We start from the raw sequence: 21,806 nt of genomic DNA, 5'->3' as shown, positions 1-21,806 counted from the left end.
TTAGTCTGGGAGCGCAAAGAACAACTATATGCCGGTTAGTTCACCATGTCCACTCAATTCTTGACGTGCCATAAATTCTCAGGTATAACCCGGTTTCGGGCCGCCCCGGTGCAGACTGCGGAGGGCGCAGACTTGAGGGATGAGCAGGCCTGTAGCGCAACATCCGTCGATCACCTTGAAATTGAGCGGCCACCACGCCGTCATCGAGCCCGACCGATTCACCCCGGGCAGCTTCAACCTGATCGTGGACGGCACGCCGCAGTCGAACGTGAACCTGGACGATCCGGGCGAGCTGTTCTTCGAATACGTGCAGCGGATCGGTCACGTGATCGACCTGATCGGCGAGGTGGGCGAGCCGATCACCGCCGTGCACCTCGGCGCCGGCGCGCTGACCCTCCCCCGATACGTGGAGGCGACCCGGCCGGGCTCCCGCCAGCAGGTCGTGGAGTTGGAGAGCGACCTGATCGATTTCGTTCGCGGCGAGCTGCCCTGGGACAAGCGGGCGCAGCTGCGCGTGCGGCACGGTGATGCCCGCGAGGTTCTGGCCAAGCTGCCGGCCGGGCTGCACGGCGCGGTGGACCTCGTCGTCGTCGACATCTTCTCCGGGGCCCGCACCCCGGCCCACGTGACCAGCCGCGAGTTCTACGACTTGGCCGCTCCCCTTCTGTCGCCGCGCGGGGTGCTCGTCGTGAACGTCGCCGACGGGCCCGGTCTGCCGTTCGCCCGCTCACAGGCCGCGACGCTGTCAGCCGTCTTCGGACACGTGCTCGCCCTCGCGGAGACCCAGGTGCTCAAGGGGCGCCGGTTCGGCAATATCGTCTTCGTCGCCGCGCACACCCCCATCGACACGAGCTGGGTGTCGCGGCTGCTGGCGGGCGGGCCGCATCCGTCGAAAGTGGTCGAGGGTGCTGAGCTCACGCACTTCATGGCGACCGCGATAGTGACGACGGATGTGACGGCCACCCCGTCCCCGCTGCCCGGCCGCACGGTGTTCCAACTCGGCAGCTGAGCCGCGGTTACGCCGGGGGTCACGGGTTGGGCGTCGCGTGCCGGGTGATGTGTGGCCAACTCAGGAGATCCGGGGCCAAGGTGCTGCGGGCATCCGTGTTCATGCGGCTTTATGTGCTCACGCGCTGGGATCTCCTGAGTTAGCCACGTGTGCGGCTCGCGGCGGGGGGACGAGGGCGACGGATGCCGGTGGATCAGGCCGGATCGGGGACCAGCCCGGCCCGGCCCGGCTACGCTGGTTGGGACCACGTTTACTCCGCGGCATGTGCCGCCTTCGCCTCAGGACCACACCCTGCCCATCATCATTGGCTATGACGCCGTCACCCTGCGTGAGAAAGTCGACCTCTCTGCTGCTGAGCTGCGCCTCGAAGAACTCGGCGAGCTTCGCAGCCTGTCCGCCCTCAACGAGAAGGTCGTGCTATTGCGGCTGACCGGCCGGATCGACGAGGCCTGGGACATGGCGAACACTGCGCTGCGCCAGTCCCGGTTCACCGGGTCGCGGGAAGAACTCGCGTTCAGTCGCATCCGTCGCGCCCAGGTACAGCAGTACCGAGGCAAGCTCGACGAGGCGGTGACCGAGCTGACCCATTGTGTGCTCGAGTCCGAGACGCACGAGTGGGGCGCCGTCGCGGCGTTCGCCCGGGAAAGCCGCGGCAAGGTTCACTTCGAACAGGGCGACCTCGACGCCGCCCTGGCAGACTTCACGGCCTCGGTGACGCTGCGGGAGCAGGCCGGCGCCACACCCGCCCTCCTCGAGAGTGCGCTCGTCGCCGTTGCGGTGGTCGAGTCATTCATTGCCGAGCGGCGACAGTCCCGCTTACAGCAGTAGCGCGTCGGCACCGCGGGGCGCCGGCCGGCGATTGACCGGCCGGCTGCATCCAGACATCGATTTGCAGGAGCTACGCACGGAACGGGCCACTCACCACGAAGCAGAAATTCGGGGCATGCTGGACACAGCGCCGGCGAGCGTGCCGGTGCGAAGGAGGTTGAAGATGAGCGGGCGGATGCCACCACGCAGCGGCGCGGCCGGGGTGCTGGCCCTGGGCGCGCTCCTGCTGCTCAGCGCGTGCACGGCGACCGCGCCCGGGCCCGCGGCAGAGACCTCGACCCCCGCCCAGCCGGTTCCGTCCGACACCGTTGCACCCGGGCCGACCGGCACCGCCGGGCCATCGGTGCGGCCGGTCGACGCCCCGGTCGTGATCGCATCCGGGCTGGATGCCCCCTGGTCGATCCTGCGACTGCCGAACGACGGCACCCTGATCAGCGAACGCGACACGACCCTCATGCGCGAACTCCTGCCCGACGGCAGCCTGCGCGACGCCGGCCGGGTCGCCGAGGCGAGCCCGGGCGGTGAAGGCGGGCTGCTCGGCCTCGCCGCACTGGCCGACCCGGCCGCACCGGGCGGAACCGGGTGGGTCTACGCCTACTTCACGTCCGCCGACGACAACAGGATCGTACGGATGCCGCTGCTCGGCACGGTCGGAAGCCACACCCTCGGCGCATCCGAACCGGTGCAGGGCGGCATCCCGAAGGCCGGTAACCACAACGGCGGTCGGCTCGGTTTCGGCCCGGACGGCCTGCTCTACGCCACGGTCGGCGACGCCGGGAACCCCGAGAACGCCCAGGACCTGGGTTCCCTCGGCGGCAAGATCCTGCGGATGACGCCGACCGGCGCCGTGCCGGACGACAACCCGTTCGGCACGCTCGTCTACTCCTACGGCCACCGCAACCCGCAGGGGATCGCCTGGGACTCCAGCGGCCGACTCTGGGCCAGCGAGTTCGGACAGAACACCTGGGACGAGCTCAACCTCATCACCCCGGGCGGCAACTATGGCTGGCCGATCGTCGAGGGCCGGGGACAGAGCGCAGACTCCGGCTACCTCGACCCGGAGCAGCAGTGGCCCACCAGTGAGGCCAGCCCGAGCGGGCTCGCCATCGTGAACGACACCATCTTCATGGCGGCCCTGCGCGGCGAGCGGCTGTGGCGCATCGATCCCTCCACAGGCGAGGTCGATGACTGGTTCGGGAACAGCTTCGGGCGGCTGCGCGATGTGGTGTCGGGGCCCGATGGCACACTGTGGTTCGTGAGCAATAATACGGATGGCCGCGGCACCCCTTCCACTGGCGACGACCGGCTTTACCAGGTGGCGGTCGCACCCTGATGGCCGACCTCGACCGGGTGCGGCACTGGGCGGACGCGTTGATCACGCTGCACCTCGATCCCAGCTGGACCTTCGCCTTCGACAACGCGAAGAAGCGAGCGGGGCTCTGCAACTTCACCGTGCGGCGCATCACCGTGTCCCGCTACTTGGCGGCGCGCTACGAAGACGATGACGTGCACCAGATCCTGCTGCACGAGGTCGCGCACGCTCTGGCCGGACCGCGCGCCGGCCACGGGCCGAAGTGGAAGGTGATCGCGCGGAACCTCGGCTATGACGGCAAGAGCACGCACGAAGGGGACATCGCCGACGAGCTCGCGCCGTGGGTCGGCACCTGCCCGGCCGGCCACGCGCACTACCGTTACCGACAACCCACCCGGGCGTTCGCCTGCGGGTTGTGCGTGCGCGGATTCGACAAGCGGTTCCTGATCCGGTGGACCCGGCGCGAGATCACGGCCGCCGCCCGGCGACAGGCTGCGGGGGCGGCGAAGCCCTAGCGCTGCCCTGTGGTCTCGACAGGCTCGACCACCGATTACCCGGGCCGTCCTTCCGGCCAGGAGCGGTCTACTCGGAGACCTGGACCTCTTTCCAGAAGGCGACGTAGTTGCTGTAGTCCTGGCCGACCCGGTCGAAGGAGGCCGAGGGCGGAGTCGGGTAACTGAAGGCGCGATCCTGCAGCAGAGTCTCACCGTCCTTGACGCTGAAGTACTGGCACGCGCCCTTCCAGGAGCAGGTGTACTGCGTGGGGCTCTCGACGAGGAACTCGGAGTTCACGCTCGCCGGTGGGAAGTACCAGTTGCCCTCGATCTTGAGAAGATCTGCCTGCGGTGCTTCGGCGATGACGGTGCCGTTGAGTACTGCCTTCATGGGAGTTGCTCCTTCAGTGAGATTCAAACGGTGAGGGTGAAACGAGGGGTTCGGCTCGGAGACCGCTTCAGGAACAACCTCAGCCCGGAAAGGCGAATTCCCGCAATCGGGAGATTCCCGGGGAGCGCGCCGGGGCATCCGTCGCCTGCACCTCGGCCGACCTCCCCTCGGCGACGAGCGCCTGGGCGGTTTCGGACGCGGTGACCAGGTGCCGCACGGCCCGCGCGAGACCCGCGAATCCCGCGGCGGCCGCGGCCGCCTCCGGCGAGCAGTGGTCGATGCCGCGGGCGGCGAGGGCGTCGATCACGGCGCCGGCGGCGAGGAAGTCCTCCACCGCGAACCGGGGGGTGCCGCCCTGGCGTTGCTCGCCCACGGCGATCACGGCCACGGAGAACCGGTCTCCCTTCTCCGCCTGGCGGGCGAGCACCCAATCAGCCACGCTCTCGCGATTGGCGAGGGTTGCGGCGATGACCTGGTGCTCGTGCAGGGCAGTCGGGAGAACGATCTCGGAGCCGGGCGACGGCAAAGCGTCGGCCAGGATGACCACGTCGGCCTCGGCGGCCAGAGCCTGGAACCCGGCCAGGCCGACATCGAAACGGACCTGGTACTTCTGTTGGGGCGCGTCTTTGTTCACTCCCCAAGGGTAGCGGCGGCGCTACCGGTCGTCGAAGCGGGCGAGCGCGTCGGCATCCGTGGCATGGGTCATCGAGCTGCGCGCGGTGTCCAGTGCGGACACCGGGTCGGCCTCCGAAGCCGCCAGGCTCAGCTTGCGTTCGGCCTCCGCGAGGCGGGTGCGCGCCACAGCGCCCACGCGGCCGGGATGCGCGGTGATGAAGTCGCGGGTCACGGTGATCTGGCTGCGCGCGGCCAACAGAGCGCCGGTCAGCGCGCCGCGGGCGTTGTCGAGCCGCAACTGGCGGTTGCGGGCCTCGGAACGGATCAGGTCGAGACCGTCCATTGCCGTGCGCAGTCGGGACTGGTCAGCGGCAGGGTCGCTCAAGCGCGACGGCTGCCGCAACTCGCCGACCACCCGGTCGGCCTCCGCAATAACGCGGTTCAGTTCGCCGCGGGCCGTGGTCTCCTCGTGGGTGTCGCGCAGCGCGCGCACCTCGGCCAGCTCGGCGTCCGCCGCGTCGAGCGCTCGAGCCAGGGAGGCGAATCCGACGTGCAACTGGTCTTCGCCCTGTTCGATCGCGTCGAGCAGGGTGCCGGCGCGGTGCAGGGCCTGCTCGGCCGCGAGCAACTGGTCACCCACGGGGTCGGTGGCTTCGCGGGAGAGACGGGCGGCCGCGGCATCCGCTGCCCGGCGGGCGTCATCGACGGCCTCTTCGGCGCGGGCGACGTTGCCGCTGATCGGGGCCAGGGCGTGCGCGGCATACGTGCGGCTGAGTCGGGAGAGGCTGGCGGTGCCGGCCGCGACGCGGTCGGCGACCCGGTCGAGGCGACGACGCAACTTCTCAAGCAGCAGCGGGGCATCCCGTTCGACGCCGCGCCGGGAGTCGAAAGTGCGGGTCTGCGCGCCAAGGCGCTTGACGGCCTCGTCGGCGAGCACGATGATCTCCTCGGTCCAGCGGCGACGCTCACCCTCGGAGTCGGGCACGCTGTCGTCGAGCTTCTGCTGCAGCAGGAACGCGTCACGCACCTGCCGCCGGGAGGCGTCGAGCGCGGCGGCGAAGTCGCTGGTGGCGTTCTCCCCGAACTGGGCGACCGCGAAACCGAGCTCGTCGGTGGCGACCTCGATCAGGTCATCCGCACGCACGAGGGCGATTGCGGCGGCTCGGGTGCGCTCCGCGGCCAGAGCGAGGTCGACGCGCGCGCGCGCCCGGACCCGGCGCCGCATGATCATCACGATCACCACGACGACCGCTGCCGCCCCACCGAACACGACGGCCGAGGGCACCCACCAGAACTCGCCAGTCATGCCTTCAGTGTACCGAAAGGATGCGCCTCACCCCGGCGCCGCACCCGGTGGCACGTCCTCGAAAATCGCCGATCCCACCCACAATCGCCGCGGAAACGGGTCGCCTCGGCATCATCTGCGAAGAACGGCTGGTACCAGCGCTACTCCCGGCGCATCTGCCGCCGGATCACCTCGAAGTCGTGCCGGGAGATCTCGAGCAGCCCCCGGCGCAGCTGGTAGCCCCAGTCGGGGTTGCTGCGGGTGAACTCGAGAACCGACAGGAGCGGGCGAATGGAGGCGGCCACGACATCCGTTTCGTAATCGATGTGACGTCGCCACGGGCGGTACGAGCTCGGGGCGGCGGACTCGCCTTGATGCACGATTCCGGGGGCGATGCGACCGATCGCGGTGAACTCGCGCAGCGTGTCGCCGTCGATGTTCGTCTTCGGGGAATAGTAGACCACCCCGTCGGACTCGCCCATCTGCTCGAGCGCCACCCGGGCCCCGTGGCTGGCCTGCACAAGCCCCACCGAGACGGCGCGCAGCACGTGTTCGCGTGAGGCAACGCCCAGCCAGTATCGAATTGCCACCCTCTTAGTTGTACTGCATGCCCCAGCACCACAGACTGGGGTCATGCGTGTTCTTCTGAAAGAGATCCTCGACTGCTCCCCCGATGCCGCCTGGCGCGCCCTGCGGAGTCCTGCCGTGTTCCGCGAGGTAAGTTCGCCCGTGGTGAGCGTCGAATCGCTTGAGATGGATGGGTTCCCCACCATCTGGGAGCCGGGTGAGCATCCGGTCAGCTTGACTGCGCTCGGCCTGGTGCCGATGGGCGACCAAGTGATTCGCCTGACCATGGCGACCACCCGGAAGGATGGCGTGCGCATCCTGCGTGACACCGGCCGCGGGGTATCGGGGCCGCTCGCCTCGGTCACCCTCTGGGACCACCGGATGGCCGTGTCTCCCGACCCGGCCGGCACCGGCAAGACGCTTTTTCGAGACCAGCTGATCTTCCGCACCGGCGCGCTCACCCTGGCCAGCTGGCCCGTTTTCTGGGCGCTCTGGCAGTGGCGGCTGCACCAGCTCAAGCGCCTCGCGCCGAACTGGAGCCTCGACCTCGGCGTCGATGAGTCCGGCGCGAGCTCGTGAGCACCACCCTCGGCGCCCTGCAGGTGGCCGACTGGCGTCGGCGCGTGTTCGGGCTGTACGGCGGCGTGCGCCAGCTCAGCGCGCACGACCCGGCCGCCGGCCACGAACTGTGGCGGAGCGGCAGGGACGACCTGTTCGGCGGGCATTCGGCGTCGCCGTTGATGCCCGACGACCGGGCCGGCTTCACCGGGCTGCCGGTCGCCGCCTACGACCCCGACTGGCGGTTCGAGGCCGAGGTGCACCGCGCGGAACATCCGATGCGCATCTCGGTTGACACCGGCACCGACGGGAAGGTGCAGTTCGACCTCGTCGGCACCGTGCGTTTGCCCTACCTGGGACCAATCGACCTGTGGCGGCTCTCCAACTACGGCGGCGGGCTCTTTCTGCCTGTGCGCGACGGTCTGGCCGGCAAGCCCGGCGGAACCTACGGCGGCGGTCGCTACCTGCTCGACACGATTAAGGGCGCCGACCTGGGCGCCGGGGCCGACGACGACAGCATCATCCTCGACTTCAACTTCGCCTACAACCCATCCTGCGCGTACGACCCGATGTGGGCCTGTCCGCTGCCCCAGGCCGGCAATACCGTGGCCGCGGAGGTGCCCGTCGGCGAGCTGACCCCCGGTGCGGAGCGCCATCCCACGGCTCCCGTCGGGCGGGCGTTCGACCCTAGGGCTTGACAGCATCCGCTACGATGGAAGCTTGCGGGTGCGTAGTTGCGCCCGCTGCGTCGTAGAACGCCTCTTCTTATTGCGGCAGCCCACCAGGGCCGGCCCGATTTTTCGAATTAAACCTTCTTACGGCGAACGGATGTGCCCATCGGCACCTTCGCCATGTGAAACCTCTGAGGCTCCGAGTTGCCGCCCGTGCGGAACGGATGCCCGAGGAATCTGATGCCCGAAAGGCACCATTTTGTCTGAAACTTCCTTTAGCGCGCTCGGCGTGCCGGCCCCTCTCGTTGCCATCCTGACCGAGCAGGGCATCGACAGCCCGTTCCCGATCCAGGTGGACACGCTGCCCGACACCCTCAACGGCCGCGACGTGCTCGGCCGCGGCAAGACCGGCTCCGGCAAGACCCTCGCGTTCGCACTGCCCATGGTGTCGCGCCTCGGCGGCCAGCTCGCCGGCGGCCGACGTCGTCCGGGCCGCCCGCTCGGCCTCATCCTCGCCCCGACCCGCGAGCTGGCCACGCAGATCACCAACGCGCTCACGCCGCTGGCCGAGGCGTACGGCCTCAACACAACCACGATCTTCGGTGGCGTCTCGCAGGGCCGCCAGGTCTCCGCACTCAAGGCCGGCGTCGACATCGTCGTGGCCTGCCCGGGTCGCCTCGAGGACCTCATGAAGCAGGGCTTCATCAGCCTGGACGCCGTCGAGATCACCGTACTCGACGAGGCCGACCACATGGCGGACCTGGGCTTCCTGCCCGTCGTCACGCGCATCATGGACAAGACGCCCAGCAGCGGCCAGCGCCTGCTATTCTCGGCCACGCTCGACAACGGGGTGGACAAGATCGTGCGCCGTTTCCTGCACAACGAGGTCATGCACTCGGTCGACGAGGCCAACAGCCACGTCTCCGCGATGACGCACCACGTCTTCGAGATCGACGGCGTCGAATCGAAGAAGGCGCTCGTCGAGAAGCTCGCGAGCGGTTCCGGCCGCCGCATCCTCTTCATGCGCACCAAGCACCAGGCCAAGAAGCTCGCCAAGTCGCTCACCGACGCCGGGATCCCCTCCGTCGACCTGCACGGCAACCTTTCACAGGTGGCCCGTGACCGCAACCTCGCCGCGTTCAGCGCCGGCGACGTGAAGGTTCTCGTCGCCACGGATGTCGCCGCCCGCGGCGTGCACGTCGACGACATCGAACTCGTCATCCACGTCGACCCGCCGGCCGAGCACAAGGCGTACCTGCACCGCTCGGGCCGGACCGCCCGCGCCGGCAGCGCCGGCGACGTCGTGACTCTGGTTCTCCCCGAACAGCGCCGCGACACCGACGCGCTGCTGCGCAAGGCCGCCATCAAGGTGACCCCGCAGCGCGTGACCGCGTCCTCCCCCGCCGTGGACGCCCTCGTCGGCGACGTCGCAGCGTACGTCAAGCCGCTCCCCCGCGTGGAGCAGCCGCACGGCCAGTCCCAGGGCGGCCGCTCGCAGGGCGCCAACGCCCAGCGCAAGCGCGTCAACCGCGATGAGCGCGACTCCGGCTCCCGTGACTCCGGCGCCCGCGCCGGTGGAGCACGTGGCAACCGCGGACACCGCGGCAGCGACGCAGTGGCACCCGCCGGCGGAGCGCGCCAGGAGCGCTCGGGCCGCCCCGCGGCATCCGGTCGCAGCCAGGGATCGGGCAACGCCCAGAGCCGTCCGGCCCAGGGTGGTCGCTCCGGCGGCCTCCAGGTCGGAGGCCTCGTGCGCGGCGCCGGCGCCACCGGCGGCGCTCGTCGCTCGGCCCCGCGCCGCGCGCAGGGCTAGTCGCTCGGCAGCATCTGCACGTTAGTTCCACTGTGAACGGGCCGGCCTCTCCCGAGGCCGGCCCGTTCTGCGTTGTGGCCAACTCAGGAGAAACATGCCCGTGACGGATGCTCGGCCCCGGAATCACGTGGCGCCGCACCATGGCGCCACCGGATCTCAGGAGTTAGCCACTTGTTATCCGACTCATCGGCGGGGTCTGGAGCCGCCGTAGACCGGGAAGTCGCGGATCGGACGGGAGCCGTCGGCGCAGTGACCACGGGCAGAACCCGGCAGCGTCAATCGGGTGCCTGCGGCTGAGCTAGTCTCGGGTCATGGCCACCACAGCAGTACTTCGTCCCGTCGCAGAAGCGGATGCCGACAGCCTCGGCCGCGTGCATGCCACCTGCTGGCACGAAACCTACGACCAGTTGCTCAGCGAGGCCGCCCTTGAGCAGCTGCAGCCCGCACGCCTGGCCGCCATGTGGCGCCGGTTCAGCGCCCAGGGACCGAACCACCGCCAGGTTGCGGCCCTCGTCGACGGCGAGATCGTCGGATTCGCCGGCAGCGGGCCGTCCCGCGACGCCGACAAACCGGCCCCGATGGAGCTCTACTTCATCTACCTGCTCGACGCCTACCACGGCACCGGCATCGGCCAGCAGCTCTTCGACGCCGTCGTCGACGAGGGCCCGTCCTACCTGTGGGTCGCCGAAAACAACCCCCGCGCGCACTCGTTCTACAAGCGCAACGGCTACGCCCCCGACGGCCACGAGCAGGATCAGGAAGTGCTCGGCGAACAGCTCCACGAAGTGCGCCTGGTGCGACCGCGCTCGCTCGCGCGTCGTCTGTCACTCGTCACGACCGAGTAGCTCGCAGCGGCGGCCCGCAGGATCGGGCCGCCATCAGGCGGCTTAGCGCAGCTCGCCGACCGAGGCGAGCGCCATGCGCAGCAGCGCCCCGCGCCCGCCCTCCATCTCGGCCGCCACCGCGTCGGAGGCAGCCTCCTTGGGGGTCATCCAGGTCAGTTCGAGGGCGTCCTGGCGCGGGTCGCAGGTGCCGGTGACGGGAACGACGTAGGCCATCGAAACGGCGTGCTGGCGGTCATCCGTGAACGCGGTGATGCCCGGCATCGGGAAGTATTCGGCCACCGTGAACGGCACCGGGCTCATCGGCAGCTGCGGGAAGGCCATCGGGCCGAGATCCTTCTCGAGATGCCGGAAGAGGGCGTCGCGCAGGGTCTCGCCGTAGAGCACGCGGCCGGACACGAGCATCCGGGTCATCTCGCCGGTCGACCGGGCGCGCAGGAGCACGCCGACCTCCACGACCTGGCCGAGGCCGTCGACTCGCACGGGCACCGCCTCGATGTAAAGGATCGGAAGTCGGCGCCGCACTTCGGCCAGCTCGACGTCGCTCAGCCAGCCCGGGTTGGTGTGGGGCGGCCCCGCGCCCTCGGGGCCAGGCGTCCAGTCCGGATCGGGGTCAGGGGTGCGCACGCTCATGAGGCTATTCTGTCGTACCCTGCGCCCGGATACGCCATAGGCACCCCGCTGCGGGTCGGACGGAACGGGCGCGGTCCGGCGCGCGTGCGGCGACGGTCTGCGCATGGTGAGGCAGAGAACTGCGGCGGCGCGCCACGACCGCGCGCTCGGCGCCTTCACCGGCTGGCCCTCGGCGATGCACTCGGGATGCCGACGCAGGACCTGTCCCGGGCTTAGATCGAGGCCGACTACGGCGCCAGTGAGGGGTTTCGGAACCCCGGACCGCACCAGCCGATCGCCGTCGGGATGCCCGCCGGGTCGATCACGGATGACACGGAGCAGGCCAGTCTGCTGGTCCGCTCCTGATCGATTGTCACGGCCAGGGCGACCCCGGCGTCTTCGCGAAGCGGCTTCTCGACTCGGTGAAACGGGCGCGGGCGCGCGGCTCCCTCGATCTGCTCGGACCCTCGACGACGACGCTTGAGCGCCTGCGATCCGGCGTGTCATCCCTCGAGTCCGGGCGCTTCGGCACGACCAACGGCGCGGCCATGCGCATCACCCAGTGGGGATCTCCTTCGGCCTCGCTCCCCTCGCCGGGTTCATCGACCGAGTGGCTCGGGCCGGCGCAGTCACCCACAACACCGGACTGGGGTTCGCCGGCCGTCTCTGGTGGGCGACGGGCGACCTCGCGGGCCTCACTCCGGCGGCGCGGGGCGAGGCGGCGGACCAACTGATCGGGACATCCGCCGCCGGTCGAGCAGGTGGCGACGGATGCTCGGGCCGGCCAGGGCAGGCCAGGCGGGGCGAGTGAGGTGAGGCTGACTCAGGAGAAACGGGTGGCTGGCGCGGCCGCCCAGCGAAACGACGCGGTAACATGCGGAACTCTGCGGGGGCGCGCCCGCCGCTGCCGGAATCTCCTGAGTTGGCCACGGGGTGCCCGCGGATGCCGCCGCCACGTGGGGAAGTGCCGGCCAGTGGTGCATGACCCCTGAAATTCGGCGGAGCCGTGGCACGGTTCCCGCAAATACGGGCATCTTTCCGGCTTCTCGCAGCGGATCGCCGGAGTTCTGCACGGGGACGACGGATGCCGACCGATTTTGCCGCGTCCCCGGGAGTGGAAAGATTGACCCGTCGGCGTTTCTCGGTGTCGACCTCGAACAGGAGGACCACCATGGGCCCGAACGACACCAATCCCGGCGGCGACGCCTCCACCGGGAGCGACGACACCACCGAGAGCAGCACCACCGGCGCCGCCGCGGCGTGCGCCGAGCCCATCGACCCGGATGGCGTGCTGTGGAGCGCGTCTGGCGCCGACCGCGCCGGGCGACCGCTTCTGCTGATTCTGCACGGCTACGGTTCGCACGAGGGGGATCTCTTCTCGCTGGCGCCGCACCTGCCGCTGCATCCGGTGATCGCCGCGCTGCGCGCCCCGCTCCCGGCCGGTCCGGGCTGGGCCTGGTTCCCGATCGGGGCCGCCGGCGCCAAGGTCAACCCGGGCTCGCCGAGCGCTGACGCACTGGATGCTGCCGCTGCCGGGGTGCTCGAATGGCTGGACGGCCTTCCCGAGCAGCCCGCGTCCGTCGGACTACTCGGCTTCTCGCAGGGCGGGGCTATGGCGCTGCAGCTGCTGCGTCAGGCACCCGACCGGTTCGCGTTCGCGGTGCAGCTGTCCGGTTTCGTGGGGCGCAGCAAGCACACCGGTGACGAGCGCCTGCGTGAGCGGCGCCTGCCGGTCTTCTGGGGTCGCGGCACGGCCGATCCGGTCATCCCGCAGGATGCCGTCGACCGCACCCGGGCTTGGCTTCCCGAACACTCCACACTTACCGAGCGCATCTACGAGGGCATGGGCCATTCCATTTCGCAAGCCGAACTGGACGAGATCGTCACGTTCCTGCGCGCGCAGTACGACGCCTAGGAGGCCCGGCACCCCGACCCCCGCTACACCCGATACACCCGGCACCCCGACACCCGGCACCCCGCACCCGACACCCGACACCCGACACCCGACACCCGACACCCGACACAGCAGCGTCTCCCGCCCCGAACGAATTCGACGGAGATTTTGGCCCGAGTTGGCCAAAAAGGCCGGAATCGACGTCCTACAGGCAAAATCTCCGTCGAATTGGTGAGACGACGCGGAGGGAGCGACGTGCGCGCGGGACGGCGGCGCTAGCGGCCGCGACCGGCCTTCTCGTTCTGGGCTGCCTGGCGGGCGACGTGGGCGATCTTGCGGGCGCGCTCGGCGTCGCGGTCCTTGACCCGGATCTGCTCCTCGCGCACCTCATACTGGGTGGCACGCTCGGTCACGAGCCAGGCTGGCGGCTGCTGCAGCAGAGCCTGGATCTCGGCGGAGGTGAGCGGCTCCGTCACGGCGCCGCGCACGAGGCCGGAGATCGAGACGCCAAGCTTGGCGGCGACGACCTGCTTGGGATGCGGGCCGTTCGCCCGCAGTTCGACCAGCCAGGCAGGCGGTTTCGCTTCGAGCGCGGCCAGTTCGGTGCGCGACACGGGCACGCTCTGGAATTCTTCCGGGGCTGCTTCGAGCAGAATCCCGAGCTTCTGGGCCGCCGTGGCGGGCTTCATGGTCTGGGTCTTCTTCTCGCTCATCAGCCAAGCGTATAGCCTGAGAGCACCCGCATAGCCTGAGAGACAGCCGCTCCCCACGGATCTACGTTCGCAGTGCCATCACGAGAAAGGATGCCGGTGACCTTTTCCCTTGCCTTCGTCGCCGGTGTGACCCCCACCAAGTGGACCCGCACCTGGGCCGATCGACGCCCCGACCAGCCACTCGAGGTCTTCCGCACCGACCCGTCCGAACAGGACGCGGTGCTGCGTGACGGCCGCGCCCAGATCAGCCTGGTGCGCCTGCCCGTCGATGAGACCGATCTCAGCCTGATCGCCCTCTACCGGGAGATCCCGGTGGTCGTCGCGGCCAAAGACCACTTCATCGCCGACGCCGACAGCGTGCTGGTGGCCGACCTGGCCGAAGAACACCTGCTGCAGGACCCCGACGACGTGCCCGAATGGCGCCTCGTGGCCACCGAGGTCAAGGACGGCACCCGCCGCCCGCTCCCGGCCATGCGCGACCTCGACGACGCGATGGCGCAGGTCGCGGCTGGGGTCGGCATCCTGATCGTCCCCCATTCGATCGCCCGACTATACGGCCGAAAGGATGTCATCTCGCGCCCGGTCGAGGATGTCGCCGAGAGCCAGGTGTCCCTGGCCTGGCTCTCCCGTGAGACCACGGAAGACGTCGAAGAGTTCATCGGCATCGTGCGCGGCCGCACGAAAGACAGCTCGCGGGTCGACTCGCTGCCCGCCGGCACCGAAAAGGTCAAAAAAGAGAAGAAGACCGACAAGGCCAAGGCGGCGGCGAAAGCCGTGCGGGTCGCGGCGGCGAAATCCAAGCCGGCCGTGGCGAAGAAGGCGACGAGCGCCCCGGGCCGCACCCGCAACACCCCCAGCCCCCGGGCGGGCAAGCGCCGCGGCGGCCGGTAGCCCTCCGTGCCGCAACTCCTGCGCTGGGTGCTGGTACCCCTGATGTGAGCCTGGTCGGCGGCCGTGACGCGCGACTACGACGACATCCCGCGGCCCCGGGACACTCCTCAGGCGCATTCCCCGGGAACCGACAGTGACCGCGTGCTCCTCTTCGGCAGCGGACCGGCCGTCGGCTGGGGCGTGCTCAGTCACGACGTGGCCCTGCCCGGATCTCTGGCGCGGGCGTTGTCGACTCGCACCGGGCGGGGCACGGATGTCGACGTCATCCCGAACCCGCTGGTCACCATCCGCACATCGCAGGCCGAACGCGACGGGCTGGGACTCTGGCGCTATGACGCGGTCGTCGTGAGCCTCGGCACGACCGACGCCGTCACCCTCCTGTCAGCCCTGGTCTGGCAGCGCGAGCTGTCCGCCCTGCTCGACCGGATCCGGCACGAGTCCTCGCTCGGCACCAGGATCTTCGTGCTCGGCGTGCAGCCGATCCGGTCTATCGCGGCCTTCGACTCCGGGCTGGGCTCCGTGGCCGAGAAGCACGCCCGCAGCCTGGACGAGGCCAGCGCGGCGATCTGCGCGGGGCAGGAGCGGCGCTGCTTTGTTCCCATGGCCGCAACCCTCGCCTCAACGCCGGGGCGGGTGCGCACGGCCGCGCAGTACGTGCAGTGGGCCAATCTCCTCGCCGACAAGATGGCGCCACCGCTCGATGCCGAGTACCTGGCTGCTGCCCGAGGAACTTCCCGAGGAACGGCCGAGGGCCGCGCGGAAGCGTGGGGTGCCAAGCCGCTCTCGCCTGGCCCCCGCCGGGCGGTCGCCAGGCTGGGCATCCTCGCCGCCGACACCGAGGTGCACTGCGACCACATCGTTGCCCTGGCCAGAAGCGCCTACGGCACCCGGTCGGCCGCCCTGACGCTCATCGACGGCGACCGACTCTGGGACCTGGTGAGCGTGGGCTGCACTCCACGCGTCTACTCGTTGGCCGGGTCGATCACGGCCCTCGCCGTGAGCGGGGCCGGAGCGTTCGTGATTTCTGACATGCTCCTGGACGACCGGTTCACCGCCCGCCCGCCCCGTCTGGGCCAGGAGCAGACCCGCTTCTACGCGGGTTTCCCCATCGAGGCCGACTCCGGCGAGCGGATCGGCGTTCTGTGCGTGTTCGACTCGGAACCCCGGGGCGCCGCCGAGGTCGACCCCGTGCTGCTGCGGGAGTTCGCCCTCCTGATCCAGGCCGACCTCGGCCGGCGTCAGGAGTAGGCGCCGCCCGGCCGGCGCGGGTCAGACCGGCGCGACCGGCTGTCTCAGCACCGTCTTCAGCTTCGCGGGCGCGGCGCGGCGCGGGTCGCCGAGGTAGATCTCATGGTGCCGGCCGTTCACCCTCAGCCCGTAGCTTGCCAGGAACTCCCCGTGCAGACGGTCGAGGGCGGGTGCCTCGGCGGCGTAGGGCCCGACATGCAGCAGCTGCGCCGACAGCCCCTCGTCGAGCCTTTCCACCCGCACCCGGGCGAGCGCGGACAGCTTCTTCTTCGCGAGCGCGCCGGTGATGGCCCCGGCGATGAAGGCATCCGTCACCCAGTCCGGCTGGCTCATCAGCAGCGTCCATTTCCACTCCGCCTTCGCGCCGGCGGTGAAGACGGAGGCATCGTCGGCGTACCAGAGGCCTTCGAGCGGTGCGATGACCATCTCGCGGCCGAGCGCACGCTTGGCCGCGAACTTGACCGCGAAGGCGATGGCGTAGAGGGCCTCGACGGCCTCGATGTAGGCCGGCGCCGTGTCCGGGTCGCCGACCCCGTCGAGGGCGACGAACCGCTGGGCCGGAACCTCGATCAGCTCCCAGTCCACGTTGGCAGGCCCGTAGAGCGACGGATGAGCGCGCTTCACGTCCCAGGGGCCGGCCCCGCCGGGCGCGGTGTTGCGGGGCGCGCGCAACGCTCCGGTGCGCCGGTCGGTGCGGAATGGCACCGGGTCACTCATGGGCACTCTCCAGGGGATTCACTGACTCCTGCTAGCGGGAACTGATGGACGCGAACTTGCGCACGCAGAGCGGAACGAACACGACCAGCATGACCGTGGTGCCGATCAGCACCGTGGCAATCGGGTTCTGCATGGTCCAGATATCGGGCACCGGAGCTGTGCCCTCATTGCCGAACAGCTCCCGTGCCGCCTGCACCAGCGACGAAACCGGGTTCCACTCGGCGAAGACGCGCAGCGGGGTCGGCAAGGTGTCGCTGGGCACGAAGGCGTTCGAGATGAAGGTCAGCGGGAAGAGGATCAGGAAGGACGCGTTGTTGATGACCTCGGGAGTCTTCACGCTCATGCCGAGCAGCGCCATCACCCAGCTGAAAGAGTAGCTGAACAGCAGCAGCAGTCCCACGCCGGCGAGGAATTCCGGCACCGAAGAGTTCACCCGCCAGCCCACGAGCAGCCCGGTCAGCATCATGATCACCATGGAGATCGTGTTCAACGCCAGGTCACTATTGGTGCGTCCGATCAGCACGGCGGAGGAGGTCATGGGCAGACTGCGGAAGCGGTCGATGATCCCTTCCTTGAGGTCCTGCGCCATCGCCGCGCCCGAGAAGGTCGACCCGAACACGACGGTCTGAGCGAAGATCCCCGCCATGAGGAACTGGACGTAGTCGGTGCCTTCCACGGAGATCGACCCGGCGTAAACCTGGCTGAACAGCAGCACGAACATGATCGGCTGGATCACCGCGAACACGAGCATGTCGGGCGAGCGCTTGATCTTGATCAGGTTGCGCTTGGTGACGGTCCAGCCGTCGGAGTACCAGAGCGAAAGCGGGTTCCAGGTGGGGAGGGTGGCAGCGGAGCTCATTTCGACTTCTCCAATTCCACGTCGTCCGCCTGGTCGGCGGCCTTGTCCGCCTTGTGGCCGGTGAGTTTCAGGAACACGTCGTCGAGCGTGGGCCGGCGCATGCCGGCGTCGTGCAGACGGATGTCCGCGTCACCCAGCGCCGCCAGCACCTGCTGCAGCGCCCGCGGCCCGTCGACCACCGCGACCTCGAGGCCGCGGCCGTCGCTGGTGATCGCCGGTTCTCCCGCGCCGTAACGGGCGAGGATATCCCGTGCCGCCACGCCGTCGCCGGCCTCTACCAGGGCCACCTCGAGGCGGTGGCCGCCGATCTGCGCCTTGAGGTGGTCGGACGTGCCCTCTGCAATCACCCGGCCGTCGTCGATGACGACGATGTCGTCCGCGAGCTGGTCGGCCTCCTCGAGGTACTGGGTGGTGAGGAGCACGGTGGTGCCGTCGGCGACCAGGCGCTTGATGACGGCCCAGAGCGCGATCCGGCTGCGCGGGTCCAGCCCTGTGGTGGGCTCGTCGAGGAACAGCACCTTCGGGTTGATCACCAGCGCGCCGGCCAGGTCGATCCGGCGGCGCATCCCGCCGGAGAAGCCCTTGACCGGGCGGTTGCCGGCCGCGGTCAGCTCGAAGAGGTCGATCAGCTCCTGGGCCCGGCGCCGGGACTCGGCGCCGCCCAGGTGGTACAGCCGACCGACCATCTCGAGGTTCTCGAACCCGGTCAGGTTCTCGTCGACGGCCGCGTACTGTCCCGAAACGCCGATAATGCGCCGTACGCCCTTGGGGTCGGCGACGACGTCGATGCCGTCGACGAACGCGGTGCCGGAGTCCGGCCGGATCAGGGTGGTCAGCATCTTGACGACGGTCGTCTTACCGGCGCCGTTCGGGCCGAGCAGCGCCTTGACGGTCCCGCGCGGCACGGACAGGTCCAGCCCGGCGAGCGCATGCACCGGCCCGGATTTGGAGTGGTACACCTTGGTCAGACCTCTGGCCTCAATGATGGTCATGGGACATCCCTGCCTGGTCGGGGGAAAAACTAGGGAAACGAGCGGGAACGAGCGGAGCCACGAAATCAACATTTTATGGACCTCGACCGGCTCGGACAAGCGCCACACCTGAACGCACGGATGCGCCCGGCCGACCAGGTCAGCGTGGAACTCCATGTCGACCGGTCCGGACGCGACCTCGGCCAGGTGCAGAAGGGTGCCGTGCTCGTCGGTGCTATACCGCACCGGCACTGCGGCGGTGCCCGGCACGACGGCTGTCTGTCCCAGAAAACCGGTCGGTTCGAGCGCAGCCGAACGGCCGGCTAGCCGGCGGCGAGGATGTCGACGACGAAGACGATCGTGTCGGTACCCGAGATGCCTGCGTCGGGCTGGCCCTCGGCGCCGTAGCCGAGTTCCGGCGGAATCGCGATCATCACCTGGGAGCCGACCGTCTGGCCGACGAGACCCTGGGCGAAGCCGGGAACGACGGCGGCCAGGGAGATCGGGGTCGGACCGCTCTTGCCCCAGGTCTGGTCGAACACCTCACCGGTGGACCAGACGACGCCCGAGTAGTGCATGACCACGGTGTCCGCTTCGGCGACTGTGGCACCGTCACCCTTCTTGAGAACCGAGGTCTTCAACTCGGTCGGAGCGTCGGTTGCCGGGATCGTCACGGTCGGAGCGCCGTCCTCGGCCAGCTTGACAGTCGGGAAGCCGTCCTCCGGCTTCTGGTCCTCGCCGTTCGCGCGAGGGGGGATTTCACTTTTGACGTCGATGACGAAGATGATGTTGTCTTCGGCCCCGACCTTGAGCTCCTCGTTGCCGGTCTCGCCGAACGCGTCAGCCGGCGGGGCCACGACCGCGACGCGCGATCCGTAGTTCGCGCACGCGACACCCTTCATCAGCGCCGGGAATACACTCGAGTCCTTGGCCAGGGTGATGGGAGCGCCGAGGTCGTCACCGAAGCCGCCGGCGTTCATCTTCTCGCCAGTGTTCGCGTTGTAGACGGAGAACCCCAGTTCGACGATGTCGTCGGTCTTGACGGCGTCACCCTTGCCCTCGGTCACGACGGAGACCTCGGTGGCCTTCGTGGTCAGCGGCGACTCGAATTTCACTTTGGGCTCGGCGCCGGCCTTGCCGGAGACTTTCACGGCCTCCGACGCCGTGCCGGAATCGACGCAGGCGATTCCCGCCGCTCCGGTGTTGTCGGAGGGAGACCCGCTGCACCCGGCGAGGGCGAGCACGGCAACCGTGGCAATGGAGATGAGGGCAGGAAGTTTACGCACGCTGATCTTTCTCTTCGACGGTGATCTGTTCACAATGATCTGTTCGACCACTGATCTGTTCGGCAGGATTCGATGCACACACTGATTTGCGAGGCATCTGAGTCGATGGGCATCCGTTCGGGCCTTCGCCAGTATGCCCGACCGAGATCAGTGCCGCCTGAATCCCGGCTGGCACACTGTCAGCCGGGCAGGCTCAACACCGGGACGCCGCCGGGTCAGAGACCTTCGGCGATCGCGGCCGTGGCAACGAGCCACGCTTTACGGGTGCGCGGCGCGAGCGCGTCATAGTTCAGCGATCCCCCGGCCACGAGGGCGGAGTCATACGGCACGTCCACGACGGTGCGGGTCAGCTTGCTGAAGTGGTCGTGTAGCCGCACGGAGAGCTGACGATCGGCCGTCTTGGCCGGTGACGCCAGGATTGTGACCGCCTGCGCGACTTTGTCGGCGTGGCCCTTCTGACGCAGGCCGTCGAGCAGCGAGGCCGCGCCGTACGCGGTGTCCTCTCGGATGGTGGAGACGACGACGAGTTGGTCGGCCGCGTCGACGGCCGCCTCCCAGTTGGACGCCCGCATATTGTTGCCGGTGTCGATGATCAGCACTCGGTAGAACCGGCTGAGCGCGGCATGCAGTTTGCCGAAGGCCACGTCGTCGATACTGGCTGCCCCGGCAGGGTCGAGGTCGGAGGCAAGCGCGTCGAACCGGGCGTCACCCTGGTTGCGCACGTAGTTGTCGAGGTCGCCGACCCGGGCGGAGCTTGAATAGGCGAAGTTGTCGAGGTCGCGGAGCAGGTCAACTGCGGTGTTGGTGTGGGCGGCGGTCTGCGCCCGCACGCCGAGGGTGCCCATGGTCTCGTTGTTGTCCCAGGCGAGGGTGTATCCGCCGCGATGGATGCCGAAGGTCGCGGCGATGAGCAGGGTCGCGGTGGTCTTGTGCGCGCCGCCCTTCGGGTTGAGCACGACGATCGTGCGCGGGCCGACCAGGCTGCGCTGCACGGACGCGACCGCCGCGCGGTGCGACATCTCGCCGGTTCCGGGGGCCGGGGAGACGAGTCCGCCGGTGAGGCGCCGCACCGTGCCCTGCCAGCCCAGAAGGGCCGGCCCCGCCACGAGCGGCGGACGGGAATTCATGAAGTCCGCGAGGTTCGGACCACCACCGGCGAACGCCGCGGGGGCGATCGAGGGGTCGTCGGCGGGCACCTCGGCGAACGTGCCGCCCGGCACCGGTGCCGGGCCGACGAGGTTCGTGGCTGCCCGGGGAGCGGAGAAGGGCGAGGCCGCGAGGTCCTGCTCCTGATCGTCCTCATCGTCGGTGTCGGCGTCGAGATCGAGCACGAGGCCATCGAACGCGGTAAGGGGTGGGACATGGGCCCGTGCCGACGGGGCCGGTTCGATCTGCTGGATGACCTCGGCATCGGCATCGCGCATGTCGGCATCGCGCTTGGCTTCCTTCAGCGTTGCCGTGTCAAGCGCAGCCGTGCCGAGCCCAGCGTCATCGAGCCCGGCGGCCTGGAGTTCGGCGGTGTCGAGACCCGATTTCTGCTGTTCTGCGGGCACGACCAGCGCGATCAGTTCGACGTCCTCGGTTTCGGAGACAGCGGCGGAGACAGCGGCGGAGACGGGAGCAGGCGCGGTCGACACCGGCTCCGATGCCGGTCCCGGTTCCAAGGAGGTCGGGATGAAGGCCCCATCGTCTTCTACGTCCCCGTTCGGGTGAACGATCAACGGCGACTTGCCCTGCTCGTCTTCCGCGGTCAGGCGCACCGCGCGATCGATCGCGCGCGCGGCATCCGTGACCCGGTTGATGATTTCCTCGCGCACGCCGGCCTCGTCGGCGGCGGTGATGCGCGAGCTGACACCGTCGATGACGAGCTCTCCCGTTCCGTCGCTTCGGATCATCGCGCGGATGCGGGGAAGTTCGGAAATGTTCTGCGTCATATTCGGCCTTTTTTCGTCGAGCTCAGCTCATCAAGCGTGAGCACGTCGAATTTCGGTCAAGCGTGCCCCGTTCAGCCTACGGGGTAGCGGCGTCCACCCCTCGTTTGGCCGGGCGACGCACTCAAAGGAGTGCGAGGATCGGGCACTCACCCCCCCCTTCGCGGGCACGCTGCAGCAGCCTCCGGGCGGGGAGGCTGTTCATCACAGGTTGAGCAGCGTCTCCGGCGGTGAACCAATTCGACGGAGATTCTGCTCTGAAACGACCTTTTCGGAGTTTCTGGCATTGATTCGGGAAT

Annotated in this window: 24 protein-coding genes; 13 read left to right on the top strand and 11 right to left on the bottom strand. The window is 69.2% G+C overall.

Annotation, left to right across the window (positions count from 1 at the left end; genetic code table 11):
* Nucleotides 1–139: 139 nt before the first annotated feature.
* The 4 genes from E3O54_RS10365 (at nucleotide 140) to E3O54_RS10350 (ending at nucleotide 3,664) form a co-directional block, all read left to right on the top strand.
* Nucleotides 140–1,009 (top strand): spermidine synthase, encoded by an 870-nt coding sequence (locus E3O54_RS10365; protein ID WP_134401542.1) that lies wholly within the window; start codon nucleotides 140–142, stop codon nucleotides 1,007–1,009.
* 264 nt (nucleotides 1,010–1,273) lie between these two features.
* Nucleotides 1,274–1,837, top strand: coding sequence for a hypothetical protein (locus tag E3O54_RS10360; RefSeq protein WP_233191403.1), 564 nt, complete (start codon nucleotides 1,274–1,276; stop codon nucleotides 1,835–1,837).
* 163 nt (nucleotides 1,838–2,000) lie between these two features.
* Nucleotides 2,001–3,170: a sorbosone dehydrogenase family protein gene (locus tag E3O54_RS10355; RefSeq protein WP_241976856.1), complete on the top strand. Its 1,170-nt coding sequence runs from the start codon at nucleotides 2,001–2,003 to the stop codon at nucleotides 3,168–3,170.
* A complete protein-coding gene (locus E3O54_RS10350) occupies nucleotides 3,170–3,664 on the top strand; it encodes a SprT-like domain-containing protein (RefSeq protein ID WP_134401541.1) in 495 nt (164 codons plus the stop codon). The genes E3O54_RS10355 and E3O54_RS10350 overlap by 1 nt, the downstream gene beginning before the upstream one ends.
* Nucleotides 3,665–3,731: 67 nt before the next feature.
* Here the strand turns inward: E3O54_RS10350 and E3O54_RS10345 are convergent, their stop codons facing one another.
* The 4 genes from E3O54_RS10345 to E3O54_RS10330 form a co-directional block, all read right to left on the bottom strand.
* Nucleotides 3,732–4,034 (bottom strand): DUF427 domain-containing protein, encoded by a 303-nt coding sequence (locus tag E3O54_RS10345; RefSeq protein ID WP_104100997.1) that lies wholly within the window; start codon nucleotides 4,032–4,034, stop codon nucleotides 3,732–3,734.
* 79 nt (nucleotides 4,035–4,113) lie between these two features.
* Nucleotides 4,114–4,668, bottom strand: coding sequence for a 2-phosphosulfolactate phosphatase (locus E3O54_RS10340; RefSeq protein ID WP_134401540.1), 555 nt, complete (start codon nucleotides 4,666–4,668; stop codon nucleotides 4,114–4,116).
* A gap of 21 nt (nucleotides 4,669–4,689) precedes the next feature.
* Nucleotides 4,690–5,955 (bottom strand): hypothetical protein, encoded by a 1,266-nt coding sequence (locus E3O54_RS10335; protein WP_134401539.1) that lies wholly within the window; start codon nucleotides 5,953–5,955, stop codon nucleotides 4,690–4,692.
* 140 nt (nucleotides 5,956–6,095) lie between these two features.
* The gene (locus tag E3O54_RS10330; protein ID WP_241976854.1) at nucleotides 6,096–6,524 is read right to left on the bottom strand and encodes an EVE domain-containing protein; all 429 of its coding nucleotides are present in this window, start codon (nucleotides 6,522–6,524) and stop codon (nucleotides 6,096–6,098) included.
* Nucleotides 6,525–6,567: 43 nt separating this feature from the next.
* On the opposite strand from E3O54_RS10330, the gene E3O54_RS10325 reads away from it, so the two are divergent.
* The 4 genes from E3O54_RS10325 to E3O54_RS10310 all read left to right on the top strand — a co-directional run bounded on the left by E3O54_RS10325 (nucleotide 6,568) and on the right by E3O54_RS10310 (nucleotide 10,388).
* Nucleotides 6,568–7,080 carry a hypothetical protein gene (locus tag E3O54_RS10325; protein ID WP_104101001.1) on the top strand — a complete coding sequence of 171 codons (513 nt, stop codon included), beginning with the start codon at nucleotides 6,568–6,570 and terminating at the stop codon, nucleotides 7,078–7,080.
* Nucleotides 7,077–7,757 (top strand): DUF1684 domain-containing protein, encoded by a 681-nt coding sequence (locus tag E3O54_RS10320; RefSeq protein ID WP_198411477.1) that lies wholly within the window; start codon nucleotides 7,077–7,079, stop codon nucleotides 7,755–7,757. Before E3O54_RS10325 ends, E3O54_RS10320 begins: the two co-directional genes overlap by 4 nt.
* Before the next feature lie 232 nt (nucleotides 7,758–7,989).
* Nucleotides 7,990–9,543, top strand: coding sequence for a DEAD/DEAH box helicase (locus E3O54_RS10315; RefSeq protein ID WP_134401537.1), 1,554 nt, complete (start codon nucleotides 7,990–7,992; stop codon nucleotides 9,541–9,543).
* A 311-nt stretch (nucleotides 9,544–9,854) separates the two neighbouring features.
* Nucleotides 9,855–10,388 (top strand): GNAT family N-acetyltransferase, encoded by a 534-nt coding sequence (locus E3O54_RS10310; RefSeq protein ID WP_104101003.1) that lies wholly within the window; start codon nucleotides 9,855–9,857, stop codon nucleotides 10,386–10,388.
* 42 nt (nucleotides 10,389–10,430) lie between these two features.
* Here E3O54_RS10310 and E3O54_RS10305 read toward each other — a convergent pair whose 3' ends face one another.
* Complete coding sequence (locus E3O54_RS10305) at nucleotides 10,431–11,018, bottom strand: NUDIX hydrolase family protein (protein WP_104101004.1); 588 nt, start codon at nucleotides 11,016–11,018, stop codon at nucleotides 10,431–10,433.
* Nucleotides 11,019–11,559: 541 nt separating this feature from the next.
* Here E3O54_RS10305 and E3O54_RS10300 point away from each other — a divergent pair.
* Nucleotides 11,560–11,808 (top strand): hypothetical protein, encoded by a 249-nt coding sequence (locus tag E3O54_RS10300; protein ID WP_134401536.1) that lies wholly within the window; start codon nucleotides 11,560–11,562, stop codon nucleotides 11,806–11,808.
* Nucleotides 11,809–12,168: 360 nt separating this feature from the next.
* A complete protein-coding gene (locus E3O54_RS10295) occupies nucleotides 12,169–12,912 on the top strand; it encodes an alpha/beta hydrolase (protein WP_134401535.1) in 744 nt (247 codons plus the stop codon).
* Nucleotides 12,913–13,166: 254 nt separating this feature from the next.
* Here the strand turns inward: E3O54_RS10295 and E3O54_RS10290 are convergent, their stop codons facing one another.
* Nucleotides 13,167–13,604 (bottom strand): DUF5997 family protein, encoded by a 438-nt coding sequence (locus tag E3O54_RS10290; RefSeq protein ID WP_174720213.1) that lies wholly within the window; start codon nucleotides 13,602–13,604, stop codon nucleotides 13,167–13,169.
* A gap of 96 nt (nucleotides 13,605–13,700) precedes the next feature.
* Here E3O54_RS10290 and E3O54_RS10285 point away from each other — a divergent pair, with 96 nt between their 5' ends.
* Together E3O54_RS10285 and E3O54_RS10280 are read left to right on the top strand one after the other, a co-directional pair.
* Complete coding sequence (locus E3O54_RS10285) at nucleotides 13,701–14,495, top strand: LysR substrate-binding domain-containing protein (RefSeq protein WP_198411476.1); 795 nt, start codon at nucleotides 13,701–13,703, stop codon at nucleotides 14,493–14,495.
* A gap of 63 nt (nucleotides 14,496–14,558) precedes the next feature.
* On the top strand, nucleotides 14,559–15,743 hold the full coding sequence (locus tag E3O54_RS10280) for a GAF domain-containing protein (protein WP_134401533.1): 1,185 nt from the start codon (nucleotides 14,559–14,561) through the stop codon (nucleotides 15,741–15,743).
* A gap of 21 nt (nucleotides 15,744–15,764) precedes the next feature.
* Here the strand turns inward: E3O54_RS10280 and E3O54_RS10275 are convergent, their stop codons facing one another.
* Genes E3O54_RS10275 through E3O54_RS10265 form a run of 3 tightly spaced genes read right to left on the bottom strand, consistent with a single transcriptional unit; the run spans nucleotide 15,765 to nucleotide 18,311 of the window.
* Entirely contained in the window at nucleotides 15,765–16,460 is a 696-nt protein-coding gene (locus E3O54_RS10275) for a GyrI-like domain-containing protein (protein ID WP_134401532.1), read from the bottom strand.
* 31 nt (nucleotides 16,461–16,491) lie between these two features.
* Nucleotides 16,492–17,319 (bottom strand): ABC transporter permease, encoded by an 828-nt coding sequence (locus tag E3O54_RS10270; RefSeq protein ID WP_134341753.1) that lies wholly within the window; start codon nucleotides 17,317–17,319, stop codon nucleotides 16,492–16,494.
* On the bottom strand, nucleotides 17,316–18,311 hold the full coding sequence (locus tag E3O54_RS10265; protein ID WP_134341752.1) for an ATP-binding cassette domain-containing protein: 996 nt from the start codon (nucleotides 18,309–18,311) through the stop codon (nucleotides 17,316–17,318). Before E3O54_RS10265 ends, E3O54_RS10270 begins: the two co-directional genes overlap by 4 nt.
* 75 nt (nucleotides 18,312–18,386) lie before the next feature.
* Here E3O54_RS10265 and E3O54_RS10260 point away from each other — a divergent pair, with 75 nt between their 5' ends.
* Nucleotides 18,387–18,617: a hypothetical protein gene (locus E3O54_RS10260; protein ID WP_134401531.1), complete on the top strand. Its 231-nt coding sequence runs from the start codon at nucleotides 18,387–18,389 to the stop codon at nucleotides 18,615–18,617.
* On the opposite strand, the gene E3O54_RS10255 is transcribed toward E3O54_RS10260, so the two are convergent.
* Both E3O54_RS10255 and E3O54_RS10250 read right to left on the bottom strand, forming a co-directional pair.
* Complete coding sequence (locus tag E3O54_RS10255) at nucleotides 18,614–19,576, bottom strand: FKBP-type peptidyl-prolyl cis-trans isomerase (RefSeq protein WP_134373247.1); 963 nt, start codon at nucleotides 19,574–19,576, stop codon at nucleotides 18,614–18,616. The genes E3O54_RS10260 and E3O54_RS10255 overlap by 4 nt on opposite strands.
* A 215-nt stretch (nucleotides 19,577–19,791) precedes the next feature.
* A complete protein-coding gene (locus E3O54_RS10250) occupies nucleotides 19,792–21,510 on the bottom strand; it encodes a chromosome partitioning protein (protein ID WP_134401530.1) in 1,719 nt (572 codons plus the stop codon).
* Nucleotides 21,511–21,806 lie beyond the last annotated feature (296 nt).

The sequence above is a fragment of the Cryobacterium sp. TMT2-4 genome (assembly GCF_004402575.1).
Lineage (GTDB): Bacteria > Actinomycetota > Actinomycetes > Actinomycetales > Microbacteriaceae > Cryobacterium > Cryobacterium sandaracinum.
Note: the sequence above shows the minus strand (reverse complement) of the source record. Positions and strands in the feature narration are given on the sequence as shown.

What these genes read in the sequence shown, in the direction of transcription:
- E3O54_RS10365 (WP_134401542.1), top strand. Translation starts at nt 140, where the DNA reads ATGAGCAGGCCTGTAGCGCAACATCCGTCGATCACCTTGAAATTGAGC.
- E3O54_RS10355 (WP_241976856.1), top strand. Translation starts at nt 2,001, where the DNA reads ATGAGCGGGCGGATGCCACCACGCAGCGGCGCGGCCGGGGTGCTGGCC.
- E3O54_RS10350 (WP_134401541.1), top strand. Translation starts at nt 3,170, where the DNA reads ATGGCCGACCTCGACCGGGTGCGGCACTGGGCGGACGCGTTGATCACG.
- E3O54_RS10345 (WP_104100997.1), bottom strand. Translation starts at nt 4,034, where the DNA reads ATGAAGGCAGTACTCAACGGCACCGTCATCGCCGAAGCACCGCAGGCA.
- E3O54_RS10335 (WP_134401539.1), bottom strand. Translation starts at nt 5,955, where the DNA reads ATGACTGGCGAGTTCTGGTGGGTGCCCTCGGCCGTCGTGTTCGGTGGG.
- E3O54_RS10325 (WP_104101001.1), top strand. Translation starts at nt 6,568, where the DNA reads ATGCGTGTTCTTCTGAAAGAGATCCTCGACTGCTCCCCCGATGCCGCC.
- E3O54_RS10310 (WP_104101003.1), top strand. Translation starts at nt 9,855, where the DNA reads ATGGCCACCACAGCAGTACTTCGTCCCGTCGCAGAAGCGGATGCCGAC.
- E3O54_RS10305 (WP_104101004.1), bottom strand. Translation starts at nt 11,018, where the DNA reads ATGAGCGTGCGCACCCCTGACCCCGATCCGGACTGGACGCCTGGCCCC.
- E3O54_RS10295 (WP_134401535.1), top strand. Translation starts at nt 12,169, where the DNA reads ATGGGCCCGAACGACACCAATCCCGGCGGCGACGCCTCCACCGGGAGC.
- E3O54_RS10290 (WP_174720213.1), bottom strand. Translation starts at nt 13,604, where the DNA reads ATGAGCGAGAAGAAGACCCAGACCATGAAGCCCGCCACGGCGGCCCAG.
- E3O54_RS10275 (WP_134401532.1), bottom strand. Translation starts at nt 16,460, where the DNA reads ATGAGTGACCCGGTGCCATTCCGCACCGACCGGCGCACCGGAGCGTTG.
- E3O54_RS10270 (WP_134341753.1), bottom strand. Translation starts at nt 17,319, where the DNA reads ATGAGCTCCGCTGCCACCCTCCCCACCTGGAACCCGCTTTCGCTCTGG.
- E3O54_RS10265 (WP_134341752.1), bottom strand. Translation starts at nt 18,311, where the DNA reads ATGACCATCATTGAGGCCAGAGGTCTGACCAAGGTGTACCACTCCAAA.
- E3O54_RS10260 (WP_134401531.1), top strand. Translation starts at nt 18,387, where the DNA reads ATGGACCTCGACCGGCTCGGACAAGCGCCACACCTGAACGCACGGATG.
- E3O54_RS10250 (WP_134401530.1), bottom strand. Translation starts at nt 21,510, where the DNA reads ATGACGCAGAACATTTCCGAACTTCCCCGCATCCGCGCGATGATCCGA.